The sequence below is a fragment of the Paenibacillus sp. FSL K6-3182 genome (genome assembly GCF_037976325.1).
Taxonomy (GTDB): domain Bacteria; phylum Bacillota; class Bacilli; order Paenibacillales; family Paenibacillaceae; genus Pristimantibacillus.
The window spans coordinates 165,383-182,524 of the sequence record NZ_CP150265.1; the positions used below are offsets into that span (position 1 = coordinate 165,383).

Annotated in this window: 12 protein-coding genes; 8 read left to right on the plus strand and 4 right to left on the minus strand. The window is 47.0% G+C overall.

All coding sequences use genetic code 11. The annotated features are described in order from the left end of the window. Positions 1–44: 44 nt before the first annotated feature. From cyoA to MHH56_RS00830, 3 genes are all read right to left on the minus strand, one after another. Positions 45–1,040 (minus strand): ubiquinol oxidase subunit II, encoded by a 996-nt coding sequence (gene cyoA, locus MHH56_RS00820; RefSeq protein ID WP_339209450.1) that lies wholly within the window; start codon positions 1,038–1,040, stop codon positions 45–47. A gap of 290 nt (positions 1,041–1,330) precedes the next feature. Continuing rightward, complete coding sequence (locus tag MHH56_RS00825) at positions 1,331–1,615, minus strand: hypothetical protein (protein ID WP_339205979.1); 285 nt, start codon at positions 1,613–1,615, stop codon at positions 1,331–1,333. Between the two features lie 181 nt (positions 1,616–1,796). After that, positions 1,797–3,905 (minus strand): PBP1A family penicillin-binding protein, encoded by a 2,109-nt coding sequence (locus tag MHH56_RS00830; RefSeq protein WP_339205980.1) that lies wholly within the window; start codon positions 3,903–3,905, stop codon positions 1,797–1,799. 510 nt (positions 3,906–4,415) lie between these two features. Here MHH56_RS00830 and MHH56_RS00835 point away from each other — a divergent pair. From MHH56_RS00835 to argS, 8 genes are all read left to right on the plus strand, one after another. After that, positions 4,416–7,379 carry a carbohydrate-binding protein gene (locus MHH56_RS00835; RefSeq protein WP_339205981.1) on the plus strand — a complete coding sequence of 988 codons (2,964 nt, stop codon included), beginning with the start codon at positions 4,416–4,418 and terminating at the stop codon, positions 7,377–7,379. A gap of 166 nt (positions 7,380–7,545) precedes the next feature. Continuing rightward, entirely contained in the window at positions 7,546–8,589 is a 1,044-nt protein-coding gene (locus tag MHH56_RS00840) for a LacI family DNA-binding transcriptional regulator (protein ID WP_339205982.1), read from the plus strand. Between the two features lie 242 nt (positions 8,590–8,831). Beyond that, positions 8,832–9,659 carry a polyamine aminopropyltransferase gene (gene speE, locus MHH56_RS00845; protein ID WP_054025894.1) on the plus strand — a complete coding sequence of 276 codons (828 nt, stop codon included), beginning with the start codon at positions 8,832–8,834 and terminating at the stop codon, positions 9,657–9,659. Between the two features lie 38 nt (positions 9,660–9,697). Beyond that, complete coding sequence (gene speB / locus MHH56_RS00850) at positions 9,698–10,567, plus strand: agmatinase (protein WP_076271583.1); 870 nt, start codon at positions 9,698–9,700, stop codon at positions 10,565–10,567. A gap of 210 nt (positions 10,568–10,777) precedes the next feature. Then, entirely contained in the window at positions 10,778–13,012 is a 2,235-nt protein-coding gene (locus MHH56_RS00855; RefSeq protein WP_339205983.1) for a bifunctional 2',3'-cyclic-nucleotide 2'-phosphodiesterase/3'-nucleotidase, read from the plus strand. Between the two features lie 158 nt (positions 13,013–13,170). Then, positions 13,171–13,680: a DNA-deoxyinosine glycosylase gene (locus MHH56_RS00860; RefSeq protein ID WP_339205984.1), complete on the plus strand. Its 510-nt coding sequence runs from the start codon at positions 13,171–13,173 to the stop codon at positions 13,678–13,680. A gap of 76 nt (positions 13,681–13,756) precedes the next feature. Next, complete coding sequence (locus tag MHH56_RS00865; RefSeq protein ID WP_339205985.1) at positions 13,757–14,230, plus strand: DUF1934 domain-containing protein; 474 nt, start codon at positions 13,757–13,759, stop codon at positions 14,228–14,230. Then, complete coding sequence (argS, locus tag MHH56_RS00870; protein ID WP_339205986.1) at positions 14,230–15,909, plus strand: arginine--tRNA ligase; 1,680 nt, start codon at positions 14,230–14,232, stop codon at positions 15,907–15,909. The genes MHH56_RS00865 and argS overlap by 1 nt, the downstream gene beginning before the upstream one ends. Before the next feature lie 29 nt (positions 15,910–15,938). Here argS and MHH56_RS00875 read toward each other — a convergent pair whose 3' ends face one another. Next, complete coding sequence (locus MHH56_RS00875; RefSeq protein WP_339205988.1) at positions 15,939–17,075, minus strand: S8 family peptidase; 1,137 nt, start codon at positions 17,073–17,075, stop codon at positions 15,939–15,941. Positions 17,076–17,142 lie beyond the last annotated feature (67 nt).

The window sequence follows — 17,142 nt, forward strand, 5'->3', positions numbered from 1 at the left end:
TTTGTGGCACAAACTCGCCTCTTAAGCATTTGCTTGAAAGCGGGTTAATGACCCGCATGAATATGAGCATTTAAATCTGGTTTGCTTTTCGTTTCTTTTTGCGTCTCAGACGTATCCGCTGTAATGGATTCTTTATCCGTTCCTGCGGCGGGCTCTGTTGCGGCTCCACCATGATGCTGGTGAGCGCTGCCGTCGCCTTTTACATATTGCGTTACAATTTTATTGAACAATCCTTCAGGGAAGCTGGAGAACAACTGCACATTAGAAGGACCTGGTTCAGTAAGCTTCTCGAACCCTTCCATTGTCAGTTCAGGCGACGATGCTTTAACCTCGCTTACCCAAGCTTTATAGTCCTCTTCAGACGTAGCATCCACCTTGAATGTCATTTTGGCAAAATCTTTTCCTGTGAAGTTAGCACCGGAGCCATAATAGCTGCCTTGCTCATCAGCCTGTAGGAATAAGGTCATTGCCATCCCTGACATGGAATAAATTTGTCCGCCGAGTTGTGGAACCCAGAAGGAGTTCATCGCCGTATCCGATGTTAACTGGAATCTAATCGGCGTATCTTCAGGAATCTTCAAATAGTTGACGGTCGCAATATCCTCTTCTGGATATTTAAACAACCATTTCCAATCAAGTGAAGTAACCTGAATCGTAATTGGCGCCTTAGCCGACTCAATCGGTTTGGAAGGCTCGAGCGCATACGTGTATTTGACGGTGACTATAGCAAGAACAAGGATCGCTACAATCGGAATACTCCACCAGGTAATCTCTAGCTTCGTGCTGTGCTCCCAGTTAGGCTTATAGGAAGCTTTACTGCCGGGCTTATCACGGTACCGCCAGACGATAACAGCTGTCAGGATAAGTACGGGCACGATAATAACCGCACACAGAATGGTTGAAAAATAAATCAAATCTTTCTGAGACTCGCCGATTGGCCCTTTCGGATCGAGCACGATGAATTGCTCGCCGCAGCCGGAAAGCATAACGGCCATTAGCATAATCAGTGCGGGTGTCAGCATACGAAGAAACGGTCTCATCATCAGTTCAACTCCTCAAAATTACTGCTTACGACTACAATAGCAGATCCACAAGGTAATAACTGCGGGGTTAACAATTACGTCAATAATTCGTCTTTATTCTGTAATAGAAAGTTCACGGCTTAGACAACTGTTAGATTTAGGAGCGTTCAGACAGTGAATTGTTCTTACATATAGTAACTTTACCCAAATAAAATTGTTTTGTCCCAGTAAAAGCAAATAGACAGTCGCATCTGGTCATTGACCGAATGTGACTGTCTATTGGTTAAGAGTGATGAAGTTAATTTTAATTATTGAGGCTCGTTAAAATCCTTTGACGACTGGTCTTGGTTAAGGCGTGCATGAACAAGTCCGATTGCTGTGCCAATAACGTAAATATGAACGCTGCCGATTAGGAATCCGATGCCGACCATAAGTCCAACATTTTTATCGCTGAAATGGCTTAAGTTAATGAGGCTGAGTAGAACGCCAATAGATAAAACGATCCAAGAGATGGCAGTCATTGCCTTTACGAGGCGCTTGACATCTGATTTAGAAGGCTGAATGTTGCTGATTGTTGCGGTTTTTGTTGTCATATTTAACACTCCCGATCAATTGTAAGTGTTTTCTTATCCTTACTATACCACAACATCGAGGTTTTGTTCAAAGAAAATTCACTTTTTGATCATAAGTTGGACAAAAATGCGCAAAGATCACGGTTGGTTCATTATTGGAAGGAACAGCAGCCCTCCTCATTAAAGGAAGGCTGCTGTTTGTTTAGTCTGTCCACCAGCGTTTCAAGTCATTCCACCAAGAGCGTCGTCCTGCTGTACCAGATCCATTTTGAGTGGCGTCACTGTCGTTATTTCCTGCACCCGCAGGCTCGCCGCATACATCAGTCGGCTCCGTTCCGCTGATGAAGGTTTCTAATCGTCTGTGCGGACAGCTGCTTTCTGCAAGCTTGCCGCTTGTCGGATCGATATACACGTTCACGATGCCTTCCGGAATCGGGAAAATCTTCGGCGGTATGGCAGTCAGCGCTTGCTCCGTAAATTTTGCGAAAATGGGAGCAGCGCGGTAAGCCTCGGCAACGGTTAATTTGCGATCCTTATCGTAACCTACCCACACTGCTGTCGCTAGTTCAGGCGTATACCCAACGAGCCATGCATCTGTTGGGGTCGTACCCGTCTTGCCTGCTATCGGCCGCTTAATAATAGAAGATACGCGGAAACCTGTTCCGCCTTCTTCAAATACACTCTCCATTAAACTGGTCATAACATAGGCTTCGGCTGGGGTGATGGCTTGCACTGATTTTTGTTTCGCTTCATATAATACCTGTCCCTTGCGATCCTCAATGCGGAGAATCGCAACCGGCTCCATGTGGATGCCGCCGTTTGCGAAAGTGCCAAATGCAGAAGCCATTTCGAATGGGCTGACTGGAAAGGTGCCAAGCGCAAGTGAAGGGACCGGCTTCATCGGACTTTCAATTCCCAGCTTCTTTGCCGTTTCAATAACTTTATCAGCTCCGACGGTCATGATGGTGTTAACCGCATAAATATTGTCCGAGCTGGCCAGCGCCTGTCTCATATCAATCAGCTCATTCAAATACTTGTCACCGTAGTTGCGCGGTTCATACGTCTTCCGTCCCTCATCATAAGTGAATACAGTTGGTTCACTTTTATAACGGGTAACAGGTGACATAAAACCACTTTGCAAGGCGGTTAAATATAAGAAAGGCTTAAAGGAGGAGCCGGGTTGGCGCGTCTTTGCAAACACTCGATTATATTGGTTGTTCTTATAATTTCTTCCGCCAACCATCGCTTTGATATATCCGGTGCGCGGGTCTATAGCAATGAGCGCCGCCTGCTGCTCAGAGTTTTCGGGAAAGCCCTTTGCAATGACCTCTTCAGCCGTTGCTTGCGCGGACGGATCAAGCGTTGTATAGATGGTAATTCCGCCCTCATTCAGCAAATGTTCATTAATACCTAGCTTGTCGACAGCAATATACCTGATATAATCGCGAAAATAAGGCGCAAACCCTTCCTGGTCGCCAGAGCCAAGTGTCTGGAAGCTCAGCATTTCCTTATAAGCGGCATCGGCCTGCTCGGATGTAATTGAGCCGCCTTCAAGCATCGCCTGTAAAATAGTAAGCTGGCGGTCCTTTGCATTCTTCATGTTAAGGTACGGCGAATAATACTTAGGGCCCTTCGGAATGCCGGCAAGCATCGCGCTTTCTGCAAGCGTGAGCTCGGAAGCGTGTTTATTGAAGTACATCATCGCCGCTGCTTCAATACCATAGGAGCCGTGGCCATAATAAATTTGATTCAAATACATGCCCAGAATTTCGTCCTTGGAGTAATTCATTTCAAGCTGAACCGTGTACATCGCTTCCTTCAGCTTGCGCTGCCAGGTTCGCTCATGCGTCAAATATAGATTACGTGCGAGCTGCTGAGTAAGCGTGCTTGCGCCTTGGCGTGCCGAGAAGCTTTGGACGTTAACCATAACGGCTCGCGCCATTCCCTTCATATCGAAGCCGCGATGATCATAGAAGCGGCGATCCTCAATAGCTAAGGTTGCTTCAATTACATAATGCGAAATGTCGGATAGCTGTACAGAACGGCGGTTCTCTCCAGCATGAAACGTATCGATGACATTGCCATGCAAATCAAGCATTTGAGATGTTTGGCTAATCGCAGTGACTGGCAGCGATTGCGTACGTAAGAAGATAAGTGTACCGGCCAAGATGAGTATGAAAAGGGTGAATGCGGCAGCTGCCCATCTCAACCATTTCTTCATTTTCAGAAATTGGGGAAGGAACCTCTCGGTTATAAATGGAAAAGCAGGCCTGCGGCGCAGCTTACCCTGCTGGTTGGAATTTTTTTTCATGGAGCAGGCTCCCTTCAATGCAAAACTTCGCTTTTCCTTAGTATGGAAAAACGAAGAACACCCTATTCACGAAGAGGAGCGTAATCGTAAATATTTGTAGAAGGGGATTAGATAGTTTTCATTATATAGATTGATATTCGGACTTTATTCAGTAGCGTGGCAAAAGAATGAGCAGCCTGCAGTACAAAAATAATAGGCTTGAAATTAGGATGTTGACGATAAGGAAAACGCATGATAATCTCTGATTAAAGGTTTAACCACGAATGACGAGCGTTATTTGGTTAAACGTTTAATTGGTTATCATAATCGTAAAATAAGGCATGGTACTATGCAAAGATCCATGAACCTTCCTTATTATGCTGCCAAGGGTTCAAAAATTGTTCTATTGAAAGGTGGTGTTGCCTGACATAGTGGATGACGATTTATGAATGCGTTTACATTATAATCGCACTTATTCAAATCAACGCAGGTAAATGAGCTTCTATTATATGAAAAGGATCGTGATGATTAATGACGAATAGCCTTAAGAAACGTCTATCCGTACTCATTATTATGAGTATGGTGCTCACATTCTTCGCGCAGGCACAGACTAGCTATGCAGCTTCTTACGAAGCGGAGTCGGCTTTACTCTTAGGGGGAGCTGTATACGCGAATGATCATACGGGTTATTCCGGTTCTGGCTTCGTTGGCGGTTTTATAGATGGCAATAAGGGAAATGCAGCTGCTCAGTTTACAGTAAGCGCGGCAGCAGCTGGGGTTCATAACGTAACCGTGCGGTATGCGAATGGAAATGGCAGTGCGAAGACGTTGAGCCTATACGTAAATGGTGTCAAAATGAAGCAAACGACGCTGAATGCAACCGCGAATTGGGACAGCTGGACGACCAGCACGGAAGCATTGACGCTCGCAGCAGGCAGCAATACGATCCGCTACAAATTCGACACGACAGACACAGGAAACGTAAACTTAGACAAAATTGATGTTGAAGCAGTGCCAGCTGGGCCAAACACCCTTGAAGCAGAAGCGGCGACTCTTACGGGAGGAACAACTATAGCTAACGATCATACGGGCTATACGGGAACCGGATTTGTCGGAGGCTTCACAGATGGCAACAAAGGAAGCGCGGCGGTACAATTTGCAGTTACGCCAGCCGCAGCCGGAAGCCGTGAGCTGACGTTCCGATATTCAAATGGAACAGGCAGCGATAAAACATTAAGCCTTTATCTGAATGGAACAAAGCTTCGTCAGGTTATGCTTCAAGCTACATCGAATTGGGACACATGGGGCACCAAGCTGGAAGTCGTTACTCTGAATGCAGGCAGCAATGCCGTTCGGCTTCAATTTGATACGACGGATTCTGGAAATATCAATTTGGATAACCTCGTTGTAGGTGCTCTTACAACAACGCCGACACCAACCCCTACAGCAGCTCCAACTCCAACACCAACCGTGACACCAACGCCTACGCCTACTGTAACACCAACACCAACGCCGGGCACGGGGTTTGTGTATCAAGCGGAAGATCAATTTTTCTCAGGTGGAGTAACCAAAGCATCGACCTATTTGCAAAACTTTACAAGCGTCGGTGCGAGAGCAATTTTCACCGTTAACCGGACTGCGGAGGGGAACTCGGCTGTTGAGCTTCGCTACGCAAATGGAACAGGGGCGAGCAAGACGATAAATATTTACGTGAATGGCGTGTTTGTTAAAACAACAACACTCTCAGCAACTGGAGGAGCAACCACTTGGGGCAGTCAAAGCGAGACGCTGAGCCTCCGCAAAGGTTTAAATACGATTACGTATCAATATGACAGCGGAAATAGCGGCGGAATAGCGATCGATTACATTTCCGCAGCAGGTGGAATCAGCTTGGCGGCGCGGGGAGCAACCGTACCTTATCAAGAGCTGGAAGCGGAGAGCGGCACGACGAACGCTCAGGTGCTTACAGCAAACCGTACTTATTTAACTGTTGAATCAGAATCGTCGGGAAGACGCGCTGTAAAGCTGACATCTACTGGGCATTATGTGCAGTGGACAGCGCCACAAGCAGCTAACTCTGTTGTTGTCAGGTATAGTATGCCTGATTCGGCTGGGGGCGGCGGTACGAATGGAACACTTAGCCTTTATGTGAACGGAGCTAAAACACAGACACTCAGCCTAACGTCACGTTATGCATGGACGTATGGCGCTTATCCGTACAATGACAATGCTGCGAACGGCGAAGGACATCGATTTTATGATGAGAGCCGCTTCCTTGTCGGAAACATTCCTGCGGGGGCTACGGTGAAGCTGCAGAAGGATTCTGGCGATACAGCTTCTTACTATACGATTGATCTTATTAACTTGGAACAAGTAGATGCCGCCTACACAATGCCTGCTAATTTCGTGAGCATTACCTCCTTCGGAGCTGTTGCGAGCGATGCAGGTGATGATACGCAAGCGATTCGCGACGCTATTGCTAATGCGAAGTCGACAGGCAAAGCAGGCGTGTGGATTCCATTAGGCACCTTCCGAATGAATGACCGTGTGAATGTGGACGGTATCCATATTCGCGGCGCTGGCATGTGGTACTCTAATTTGCAAGGCACTAACGGGAAAGGCGGCTTTTATGGCGTAGGCGGTAATGTAACGATTACCGATCTTGCGATTACGGGAGATTCGCTGTATCGGAACGACGGTGCGGACCACGCTGCTTTCGAAGGAAACTTTGGAATAGGCTCGCTTATTCAAAATGTATGGATCGAGCATACGAAGGTGGGCTTCTGGCTGCAGTCTGGAACGGACGGTTTATATGTAGTCGGAGGTAAGATTCGCAATACATGGGCGGATGGAGTAAACCTTCATGGCGGTGTCAAAAATACAACGATCAGCCATTTAAGTGTACGCAATACAGGAGACGACGCCTTCGCGATGTGGTCGGACGGCTCACCGAATGAGAACAGCATGTTCCGCTATAATATCGCCCAGGTCCCTGTTCTTGCAAATACGTACGCCCTTTACGGCGGCAAGGACAACAAGATATGGGATAACATCGGTGCAGACACGGTGACGGCTTCTGCAGGCATCGTGGTCAGTACAAGGTTCAATGCCATTGCATTTAGCGGCACGACTGAAGTGAAACGAAATACGCTGAACCGTACAGGCGGCTGGGAGCGCAACTGGAACACGAGCTTCGGCGGTTTATGGATCTATGCAGAAAACCAGAGCATTTCGGCTCCAATCGTTGTCGATAATGTTCAAATTAATGACAGCACCTATGAAGCTGTGAAATTCAGCTACAATCAATCGATAACAAACGTGAGCTTTAATCAAGTGAATATCAGCGGCGCCGGCACCTATGGGATATTGTTCGATTCCGTTACTGGATCAGGGACGTTTAGCAATGTAACGGTCACAGGGGCTGCATCGGGAGGGCTATCGAATCCGAATAATCAGTTTGTAATAACTAGAGGTGCAGGCAACAGCGGCTGGTAGTATGCAATATAGGGGAAGCAGGCGGCTCGCTTGAGCCGGTTTGCTTCTTCTTTTTTTATATTTTCGGAGTACAAATTTTAGTGCCTCCACAAATAAGCTATACTATGATAAAACGTTTAACTCAAGGAGCCGGATGGGCTTTGAGACGAAAGAGAGCGATAAGAGGATGAAAAATGAAGTAAGCATCGTAGACGTTGCCAAGATAGCTGGTGTATCGATTGCGACGGTCTCTAATGTTATTAACGGCAAGGGAAGGGTATCGGGCACAACGAAAGAAAATATCGAGCGGGTAATTATCGAGCTTGGCTACACGCCCAATCTGCCTGCTAGAAATCTAAAGACTCGGCGTACGCATCTTGTTGGACTGGTCGTACCGATGATGCAGCCTGGGAGGCTGCAGGACAACCCATTTTATTGGGACCTGCTTACAGGTGTAGAAGAAGGGGCTCGTGATCGCCAATTTCATATTATTTTATCGGGTATTGATGAGAGCACAGAAACATTCACATTCGCCAAGGAGCGTCGATTGGATGGATTAATCGTGATGGGGACGAATGAGGGCTCGCAGGCAGTTGATCGCATTGTAAACTTAGGCATGCCTGCCGTCTTTATTGATAGCTACTTGAAGCGGGAGGATCTATATCAAGTTAATTTAGAGGACAGAAAAGGAAGCTATCGCGCGATTCGTTATTTAATCGACCAAGGACATCGACGAATTGCGCTTTTAATTGGAGATATTCCGCTTGAGCGCATCACATATTACGGTGTTTTGCATGAGCGATGGTTAGGCTATAAGGATGCGCTGGCAGAAGCGGGTATTCCATACGACCAAACCTTAATGATCAGGCTCCCGACATCGCTAGAAGGTGGCTATTGCGCTGCGGATCAGCTCATCAAGCTTGCGGACGTGACGGCGATTTTCTCGTTTTCGGATGTAAGTGCGATGGGCTTGCTTAAGCGGCTGCGAGAACTCGGCAAAAAGGTGCCGGAGGACTATTCGGTAATTGGCTTTGACAATTTGTCCATCTCTAGTTTTACTTCGCCTGCGCTAACGACCGTCTCTCAAAATATTTTGGAGAAAGGGCAGGAAGCGATCCGCATGCTGCTCGATCAGATTGATGGCAACCCTGTTCAGGAGAGGTGCAAGGCATTGCCGGTAGAGCTGATCATACGTGAGACGACAGGCTGCGTGAAGCTGGCAAATGATTGAGAAGGACGTTATATAAAAGAACAGGTATGACCTTCTCAAGATGAACAAAGGCTGTCCCATGTTATGTGGAGCAGCCTTTGTTGTGAAACAGCATCTACATATCGTACGGAAAATCAGGATATTATACTTAATAAAATCTTTGAAAAACGTTAATGCACGGATTGTCTAGAGTACTTGTAGTGATTTAATAATTTTACTATAATACAGGTTGAACGATTGAAGGAAAGAAGGGATTTAACACCATGGAATTGTGGTATACGGAAAAACAAACAGATAGCTTCGGCATAACGGCGAAGATCACTAAGACTTACGTTAATGAACAAACAGATTTTCAACAGCTTGATATGATCGAAACGGAAGAGTTTGGAACGATGCTTGTTCTCGACGGTATGGTTATGACCACGGTTAAGGATGAGTTCGTTTACCACGAAATGGTTGCGCATCCTGTACTTTTCACGCATCCGAATCCGGAGTACGTGCTTGTTGTTGGCGGCGGAGACGGCGGCGTTATTCGTGAAGTAATGAAACATCCGAAGGTGAAGAAGGCAGTTCTTGTCGACATCGACGGTAAAGTAATCGAGTACTCCAAAAAATACTTGCCATCCATCGCTGGCGAGCTCGACAACCCGCGTGTTGAAGTGCTTGTAAACGACGGCTTTATGCATATTCATGATCATAAAAACACCTATGACGTTATTATGGTTGATTCCACTGAACCGGTTGGCCCTGCGGCAAACCTATTTACGAAGGGCTTCTACCAAGGCATCTACGAAGCATTGAAAGAAGACGGTATCTTCGTTGCTCAAACGGACAACCCTTGGTTTAAAGCGGACCTGATCCAAAGCGTAAACAAAGACGTGAAGGAAGTATTCCCGATCGTTCGTGTATATGGCGCGAACATTCCTACTTACCCAAGCGGTCTGTGGACGTTCACAATGGGCAGCAAAAAACACGATCCTCTTGCTGTTGATGAGACAGCAATTCCAGAAATTGATACAAAATATTACACGCCTCGTCTTCACAAAGCAGCATTCGTGCTTCCTAAATTTGTTGAAGATCTTGTGAAGTAACAAGCGGCTACGCTTCAGGAAAGAGAGGGACATACCTCATGAAATTGGATCAAAAATATTCAGGCAATGTCTTCATTTTGAGCTCTGACAACTACGAAGCTTCCAAAGCGGTTATCTACGGCATGCCGATGGATTTCACGGTTAGCTTCCGTCCAGGCTCCCGTTTCGGCCCTCCTCGCATTCGCGAAGTGTCGATTGGACTTGAAGAATACAGCCCTTACCTAGATCGCAGCCTCGAGGATATTGAATATTTCGATGCTGGTGATTTGCTGCTTCCTTTCGGAAACGCAGCGCGCAGTCTGGAAATCATCGGCGAATTCGTTCGCGGTGTGCTAGACGACGGTAAAATTCCTGTTGGTCTCGGCGGCGAACATCTTGTTTCTTGGCCGATCTTCCAAGAGGTGTACAAAAAGTACCCTGATCTTGCGATCATTCACTTCGACGCTCACGCTGATTTGCGCGAGTCGTATGAAGGCGAGCCATTGTCTCACTCTACGCCGCTGCGCAAAGCAGCTGGTCTTATGGGTGGACAGAACATTTACCAGTTCGGTATTCGTTCAGGATCGCGCGAAGAGTGGCAATATGCACGCGAGAACATCAACTTCCATCCGTTCGAGGTTTTGGAGCCGCTTAAGAAGGTGCTTCCTGAGCTCGAAGGACGTCCAGTTTATTTAACGATCGACATCGATGTGCTTGATCCATCTGCAGCACCAGGTACAGGTACAGCGGAAGCGGGCGGCATTACATCGAAGGAGCTTATTGAATCCGTTCATGCCATTGCACGTTCCGGCGTGAACATTGTGGGCTTCGATCTCGTTGAGGTTGCTCCAGCTTATGATCCGACGGAGCAAACGCAAATTGTTGCGGCGAAGGTTATTCGCGAGATGCTTCTAGGCTTTTTGAAATAGTCATTAAATATAGTGAAGGCTTCACTGCCAGCGGTCATTTATCCGCGTGGCGTGAAGCCTTTTTTTTATTGTAAAAGGGCACTTTGGATTAACAAAATAAATAAATGACAATTCAGAATATTTAAATTAATATATTGTAGGAAAACATTATTTCATCTTGTGCTTGCAGCAGAGCATCTTATTAATAGAAAAAGAATGAAGGAGGCGTTTTTGTTGGTTAACAAATCGGTGTGGAAGGGTGCTTTAGCTGCTGCTATTACCGTTAGTCTAGGGGCTATGCCGTTCACGGCAATGGCTGATGCGGGTGCAGGCAATACAGTGCAACTGCGAATTATGGAAACGTCGGACCTGCACGTGAACATGATGAACTATGACTATTTTGCGGACAAGCCTACTGATGAATATGGGTTCGCGAAGACGGCTACGCTCATCAAGAAAGCGCGGGAGGAAGCTCCGAACAGTCTATTATTTGATAATGGCGATTTGATACAAGGAAATCCCCTAGGTGATTATGTCGCTACGGTTGATAAGCTGAAGCAGGGCGAGACGCATCCGGTGTACAAAGCTATGAATTTGCTTAACTACGATGCAGGCAACTTAGGCAATCATGAATTCAATTATGGCTTATCGTTTCTGGACACCTCGCTCGCGGGTGCAGACTTTCCTTATGTAAATGCAAACATTTATAAAGTAGATGGAGACAAGGATGAGACGAATGATGTTAATTTGTTTAAGCCTTATCTCATTATTGATAAAGAGGTAACAGACAGCAAGGGCGCGAAGCATAAGCTGAAGGTTGGCGTGATTGGATTTGTGCCTCCGCAAATTACAACATGGGACAAAGCTCATCTAGAAGGCAAGGTTATCGTTAAGGATATTGTCAAAACGGCAGAAAAGTTTGTACCGGAAATGAAAGCGAAGGGAGCGGATATCATTGTTGCGATTCCGCACTCGGGCTTTGAAGATATCCCGCAATCAGAGCTCATGGAAAATTCGGTGCTCTATTTAAGCAAAGTTGCTGGCATTAATGCGATTTTGTTCGGACATGCGCATAAAGTATTCCCTGACAAATCGTTTGAAGGAAAAACGGGTGTCGATCTCGCCAAAGGAACGATTAACGGAGTGCCTGCGGTTGAACCGGGCTTCTGGGGAAATAATCTTGGGATTATTGATTTAACACTGGAGAATAAGGATGGGAAATGGGCCGTTGTTGATTCGAAAAGCACGGTTAAGCCTATCTTTGATTCGGTAAATAAGGTACCTCTTGTAGAAGCTGACAAAGCTGTTGTCGATGCGGTGAAAGAGGATCATGAGCATACGCTGGCGTATGTGCGAGGGCCTGTCGGCAAGACGACAGCGTCAATCAACAGCTGGTTTGCTCTTGTTCAAGATGATCCATCCATTCAAATCGTTACGAATGCACAAAAATGGTATGTAGAGAAGCAGCTGCAGGGAACGGAATATGAAGGGCTTCCTGTTCTTTCGGCAGGAGCGCCGTTTAAGGCTGGCGGCCGCCAAGGACCGAACTATTATACCAATATTCAGGCGGGCGATATTGCAATCAAGAATGTTGCCGATTTGTATTTGTACTCGAATACTGTGAATGCTGTACTCGTCACAGGAGCGGAGATTAAAGAATGGCTCGAGTGGTCAGCTGGTCAATTCAAGCAGATCGATGCAGCGAGCACAGAGAAGCAAGAGCTGATCAATTATGATTTTCCAACGTACAACTTCGATGTCATTGACGGTGTGACCTATCAGATCGATGTTGCACAACCGACGAAGTATGAAGCTGGCGGCGCGCTCAAGAACGAAAGCGCGAAGCGGATCGTTAATTTGCAGTTTGAAGGAAAACCAATTAAGGCGGATCAGAAATTCGTTGTTGCAACGAACAACTACCGTGCATCTTCTAGCAAATTCGCTAACCCGGACGGCAAACGTATTATCCTTGCGTCCCCGGATGAGAACCGCCAGGTTGTCATTGACTACATTCGCTCCTTCAAGACGATTGATCCGGCAGCGGATGGCAACTGGTCGCTAGCGGCAATTAATGACACCGTGAACGTGACAATCAAGACATCACCGGAAGCAAAGAGTGCAGCGGAAGCGAATAAGTTGACTTCCTACACGGGTGATACAGCTGACGGTTATGCAGAATTTAAGCTTAATCTAAGTGCGAAGTCAGTAGTGTTGCCGGTAGAACCAACAAAACCGATAACACCAACAACACCGACGAAGCCGACAGAGCCAGCTAAACCTGAGAAGCCAACGACTTCTGTTCCAACGACTCCTCAAGCTTCGGTGTATACGGTTAAAGCAGGGGATACTCTTTATGCAATAGCTTTGGAACACGGAACGACGTGGCAGAAATTAGCCAGCTACAATAAGCTAAAGAACCCAAATAGAATCTATCCGGGTCAAAGCATAAAGATTCCGGCCAAATAATCGATTCGCATTGATAAAAAGACGTTTTCCGCGTAATCTTAGCGGGAAGCGTCTTTTTCTAATACAAACAGAAAATGCGATCGTATGATCAAGGCTAGAATGGGCTTATAATAAGACGTTATTGCTGCTTTTAAAAATAGATTAGGGGGCTATACGACATGCGCATTTATTCGTTTCCGCCTGTTATCGATGAGCGATCACGCGTACTGATTCTTGGGACAGCACCAAGCGTTAAATCGCTTGAGCATAAGCAATTTTATGGACACCCGCAAAACTTTATGTGGAAAATTATATATCGTTTATTTAATGAGTCAGACCCAGACCCTGTGTATGACAACCGTCTCGCATTCTTAAAGGAGCATCGCTTAGCGTTATGGGATGTTATCGAATCTTGCGAGCGCGAAGGCAGCTTGGATGTGAACATACGTGGAATCGTACCGCAGAAGCTGCCGGAGCTTGTAACCAAATATCCAGAGCTGCGCTGCTTTGCATTTAACGGAAGCAAGGCATACGATACCTTTCAGAAATTTTATAAAGGGCATGAAAGCTTTCGAAGCATCACGTTACTCAAGCTGCCTTCCTCCAGTCCGATTCCAACTCCGCGTATGCGAACGCTCGAAGATCGTGTGGAGGCATGGCGTGAAATCGTACCGTTTGCGACAAGTTAACCGGGCTCTAGCGTTGAAATTCGGAGCCTACCTGTATATAGTAGTTACATAAGATTAGACTGATAACAGGAGCAAGATGATGGCAGACAGCAGGAAAGTGCGAATTACATTGGAGAGTGTGCAGGATGGAAGCTCGCATACTCATGCTTACAAAGGGGATTGGTTCCGCAAGGAGAAATCCATATTTATCCGCTACATCGAGCCGGCAGTGGAAGGCGATACAGAAGCTGGTGAAATACGGACACTTATTCGATACCGGCCGGAAGAAATGTCAGTTGTGCGGCGCGGCGCTATAGAATCGGAGCAGCTTTTTGTTCCTGGACATAGGAGAGCTGGCAGCTATCAATCACAAATGACATCTTTATCGCTTGAAGCAGAAACGCTGCAGCTGCGGCTTCATGCGCCGGGTGAAGATGGTGTAATGAAAGTGATGGACACATTGCCCGATCAGCTTCCTTTTACACTTGAATGGGAGTATGAATTGTACGTTGGTGATCAAATGTCGGGTCGGTTTCATATCTGGCTCCATATACAGGAGGAACAAAATTAATGAATGCAAATGTATTAGAGAAGATGTATGAACAAGTCAAAGCAGCGATCGCAGATGCAGCGGTAGCGGCTGGTTTGGCAGCGCGGGAAGAGCTTCCGGCGTTTGTGCTTGAAGTTCCTAAGGATAAATCGCACGGAGATTTGGCAACAAATGCAGCGATGCAGCTGACGAAGCTGGCGAAGAAGAACCCTCGTCAAATCGCTGAGGCGATTATTGCGCATTTGGATACGAAGCAAGCTTCTATTCAAGCAGCGGAAATTGCAGGCCCGGGCTTTATTAACTTCCGTATGGATAACAGCTATCTCTATCCGGTTGTGGCTGCAGCGCTTGAAGCGGGAGAAAACTATGGACGTACTTCGGATGGTTCCGGCAAAAGTGTACAGGTAGAGTTCGTGAGCGCGAATCCTACGGGCAGCCTGCATCTTGGACATGCTCGCGGTGCCGCAGTTGGCGATTCATTGTGCAATGTACTTGATTATGCGGGATATGATGTTACGCGCGAATATTATATTAATGATGCGGGCAAGCAGGTGGAGAACCTAGCTGTATCCATTGAAGCTCGTTACCGTCAAGCGCTTGGTCAAGCGGCGGAAATGCCGGAGGATGGTTATTATGGCGAGGACATCATTGGTTTTGCAAAACTTCTTGTCGAGCAAGAAGGCGATAAGCTGCTGGAATTGCCGGATCAAGAACGTTTTACGTTTTTCCGCCAGTTTGGCCTTGAGCGGGAGCTAGACAAAATTAAACGCGATCTCGGAAGATTCCGCGTCAGTTTTGACGTTTGGTACAGTGAAACAGCATTATACGAGAGCGGACAAGTGGAGCAAGGTCTTGCAACGCTGAAGGCGACAGGGCATGTCTATGAAGAAGAAGGAGCGACATGGCTGTCTACCATGACTTTTGGCGACGACAAAAACCGCGTGCTCGTGAAAAATGACGGCTCATATACCTATTTGACGCCGGATATCGCATATCATATGGATAAATACGGACGCGGCTTCGATCAGATGATCAACATTTGGGGTGCCGATCACCATGGCTATATTCCGCGTGTGAAAGCAGCGATGGAGGCACTGGGCAACGATCCGAAGAAACTGACCGTGTTAATTGCACAGATGGTCAGCTTGTTCCAGAACGGCGAGAAAATGAAAATGTCGAAGCGTACGGGCAAAGCGGTTACTATGCAGGATCTGATGGATGAGGTAGGCATCGATGCGATTCGTTACTTCTTCTCCATGCGGAGCATGGATTCGCATCTTGATTTCGATATGGATTTGGCGATCTCTACTTCAAATGAGAACCCTGTGTTCTATGTTCAATATGCGCACGCTCGGATTTGCAGTATTTTCAGGCAAGCGGAGGAACAAGGCATTGTTCTTAAATCCACAGACTCTATCGATTTCAGCAAGCTGACTGCCGAGGGCGAGTTCGATCTTCTTCGTAAAGTTGGTGAGCTGCCGCAGGAGATCTCTGAGGCTGCAGCACAATATGCGCCTCATCGTCTTATTCGTTATGTATACGAGCTGGCTTCCCAGTTCCACAGCTATTATAGAGCGGAGCGCGTCATCACAGAAGATGCTGAGCAATCGCAAGCGCGCTTAGCCTTGCTTGGTGCCGTACGTATTGCTATTGCGAACGTGCTTCGTTTGGTCGGCGTTTCTGCTCCAGAACGCATGTAAGCTTTGTTTCATAAAAATAAACCGTGGACTCATACTTTATCCACGGTTTGCATCATACGCATCACGTCAAGCTCGCCGATCGTTCGGCGGGCTTTACTGCCTCTAAGGGGCTGAACGGATCGTTTAATAATTGTCTTGATCTCGGTAGGCGTAAGTCCCGGCTTATGTGCGAGCAGAAGCGCGATTGCTCCGCTGACATGCGAGGTGGCCATGGAGGTTCCACTCATTTCATTGTATTTGCCGCGCAGCCATGCGGATACGATTTTGTCGCCAGGTGCGTAAACGTCAATATAGGAGCCTCGATTGCTGAAAGGTGCAACGCGGCGGAGTTTATTCGTAGCGCCAACAGCAATCGTTTGAGGGTAGCGTGCCGGATAATCAACGGAACGGCGCTTCCCGTCATTGCCGGAGGAAGCAACGATAATGACACCTGCATTGTGAGCGTTAATGACAGCTCCAAGCAGCGCTTTGCTTTTTGTCTTCATACCGAAGCTCATGTTGATGACGTTCATGCGATTGCGGATACACCATTCAATACCGAGAATAATGTCGGATACGAAGGCGCTCCCATTATGGTCAAAAGCTTTGACAGGCGAGATTAACGCCCGCGGGGCTACGCCAATCATGCCCTGTAATTGATTTGCTGCGGCGATGGTACCTGCAATATGTGTACCATGACCGTTATCATCATGAGGGAGCATGCTGCGATTGAGAAGGTTGATGCCCCTAGAGAGTGATTGGCGAAGATCTGGATGGCTGAAATCAGCTCCTGTATCGATGACGCCGACTTTGACCCGGTGACCGGTTGTCGTGCTCCAAGCCAGCGGGGCTTTAATCTGGTTTACACCCCAGGGGATGCCCTTATCTACAATAATCGACTTTTGTGGAGAAGAATGCACGCTGATTTTACAATCTTTCTCAATCCAAACACGCCCGGCGAATCGCTCTAATGATTCCTCGGCCGGCAATGTGCAGGCTATTCCAAGAATGCTGGGCATTTGTCTAATGCTTTTTTGCGGTAAAGATGATGAAGTGACTTTAGGCAATTGCTGTAGGAAGTATCGGTAGTCGCTCGCACGCTGAAAGCGAATGATACGCTTAACAGTCGTTGTGTCCGTGCGAGCCATCGTATCCTGCAACATACGGATGAAAGCGACGGTGTCCAAACTTGGCTTCCCCTCCCGACGGACCATGCTGAACTATTGTATGAACGAGCGCTCTATAACGCATGAG

Excerpts from the sequence above, each read along its gene's own strand:
- cyoA (WP_339209450.1), bottom strand. The coding sequence starts at position 1,040 with ATGAGACCGTTTCTTCGTATGCTGACACCCGCACTGATTATGCTAATG.
- MHH56_RS00825 (WP_339205979.1), bottom strand. The coding sequence starts at position 1,615 with ATGACAACAAAAACCGCAACAATCAGCAACATTCAGCCTTCTAAATCA.
- MHH56_RS00830 (WP_339205980.1), bottom strand. The coding sequence starts at position 3,905 with ATGAAAAAAAATTCCAACCAGCAGGGTAAGCTGCGCCGCAGGCCTGCT.
- MHH56_RS00835 (WP_339205981.1), top strand. The coding sequence starts at position 4,416 with ATGACGAATAGCCTTAAGAAACGTCTATCCGTACTCATTATTATGAGT.
- MHH56_RS00840 (WP_339205982.1), top strand. The coding sequence starts at position 7,546 with ATGAAAAATGAAGTAAGCATCGTAGACGTTGCCAAGATAGCTGGTGTA.
- speE (WP_054025894.1), top strand. The coding sequence starts at position 8,832 with ATGGAATTGTGGTATACGGAAAAACAAACAGATAGCTTCGGCATAACG.
- speB (WP_076271583.1), top strand. The coding sequence starts at position 9,698 with ATGAAATTGGATCAAAAATATTCAGGCAATGTCTTCATTTTGAGCTCT.
- MHH56_RS00860 (WP_339205984.1), top strand. The coding sequence starts at position 13,171 with ATGCGCATTTATTCGTTTCCGCCTGTTATCGATGAGCGATCACGCGTA.
- MHH56_RS00865 (WP_339205985.1), top strand. The coding sequence starts at position 13,757 with ATGATGGCAGACAGCAGGAAAGTGCGAATTACATTGGAGAGTGTGCAG.
- argS (WP_339205986.1), top strand. The coding sequence starts at position 14,230 with ATGAATGCAAATGTATTAGAGAAGATGTATGAACAAGTCAAAGCAGCG.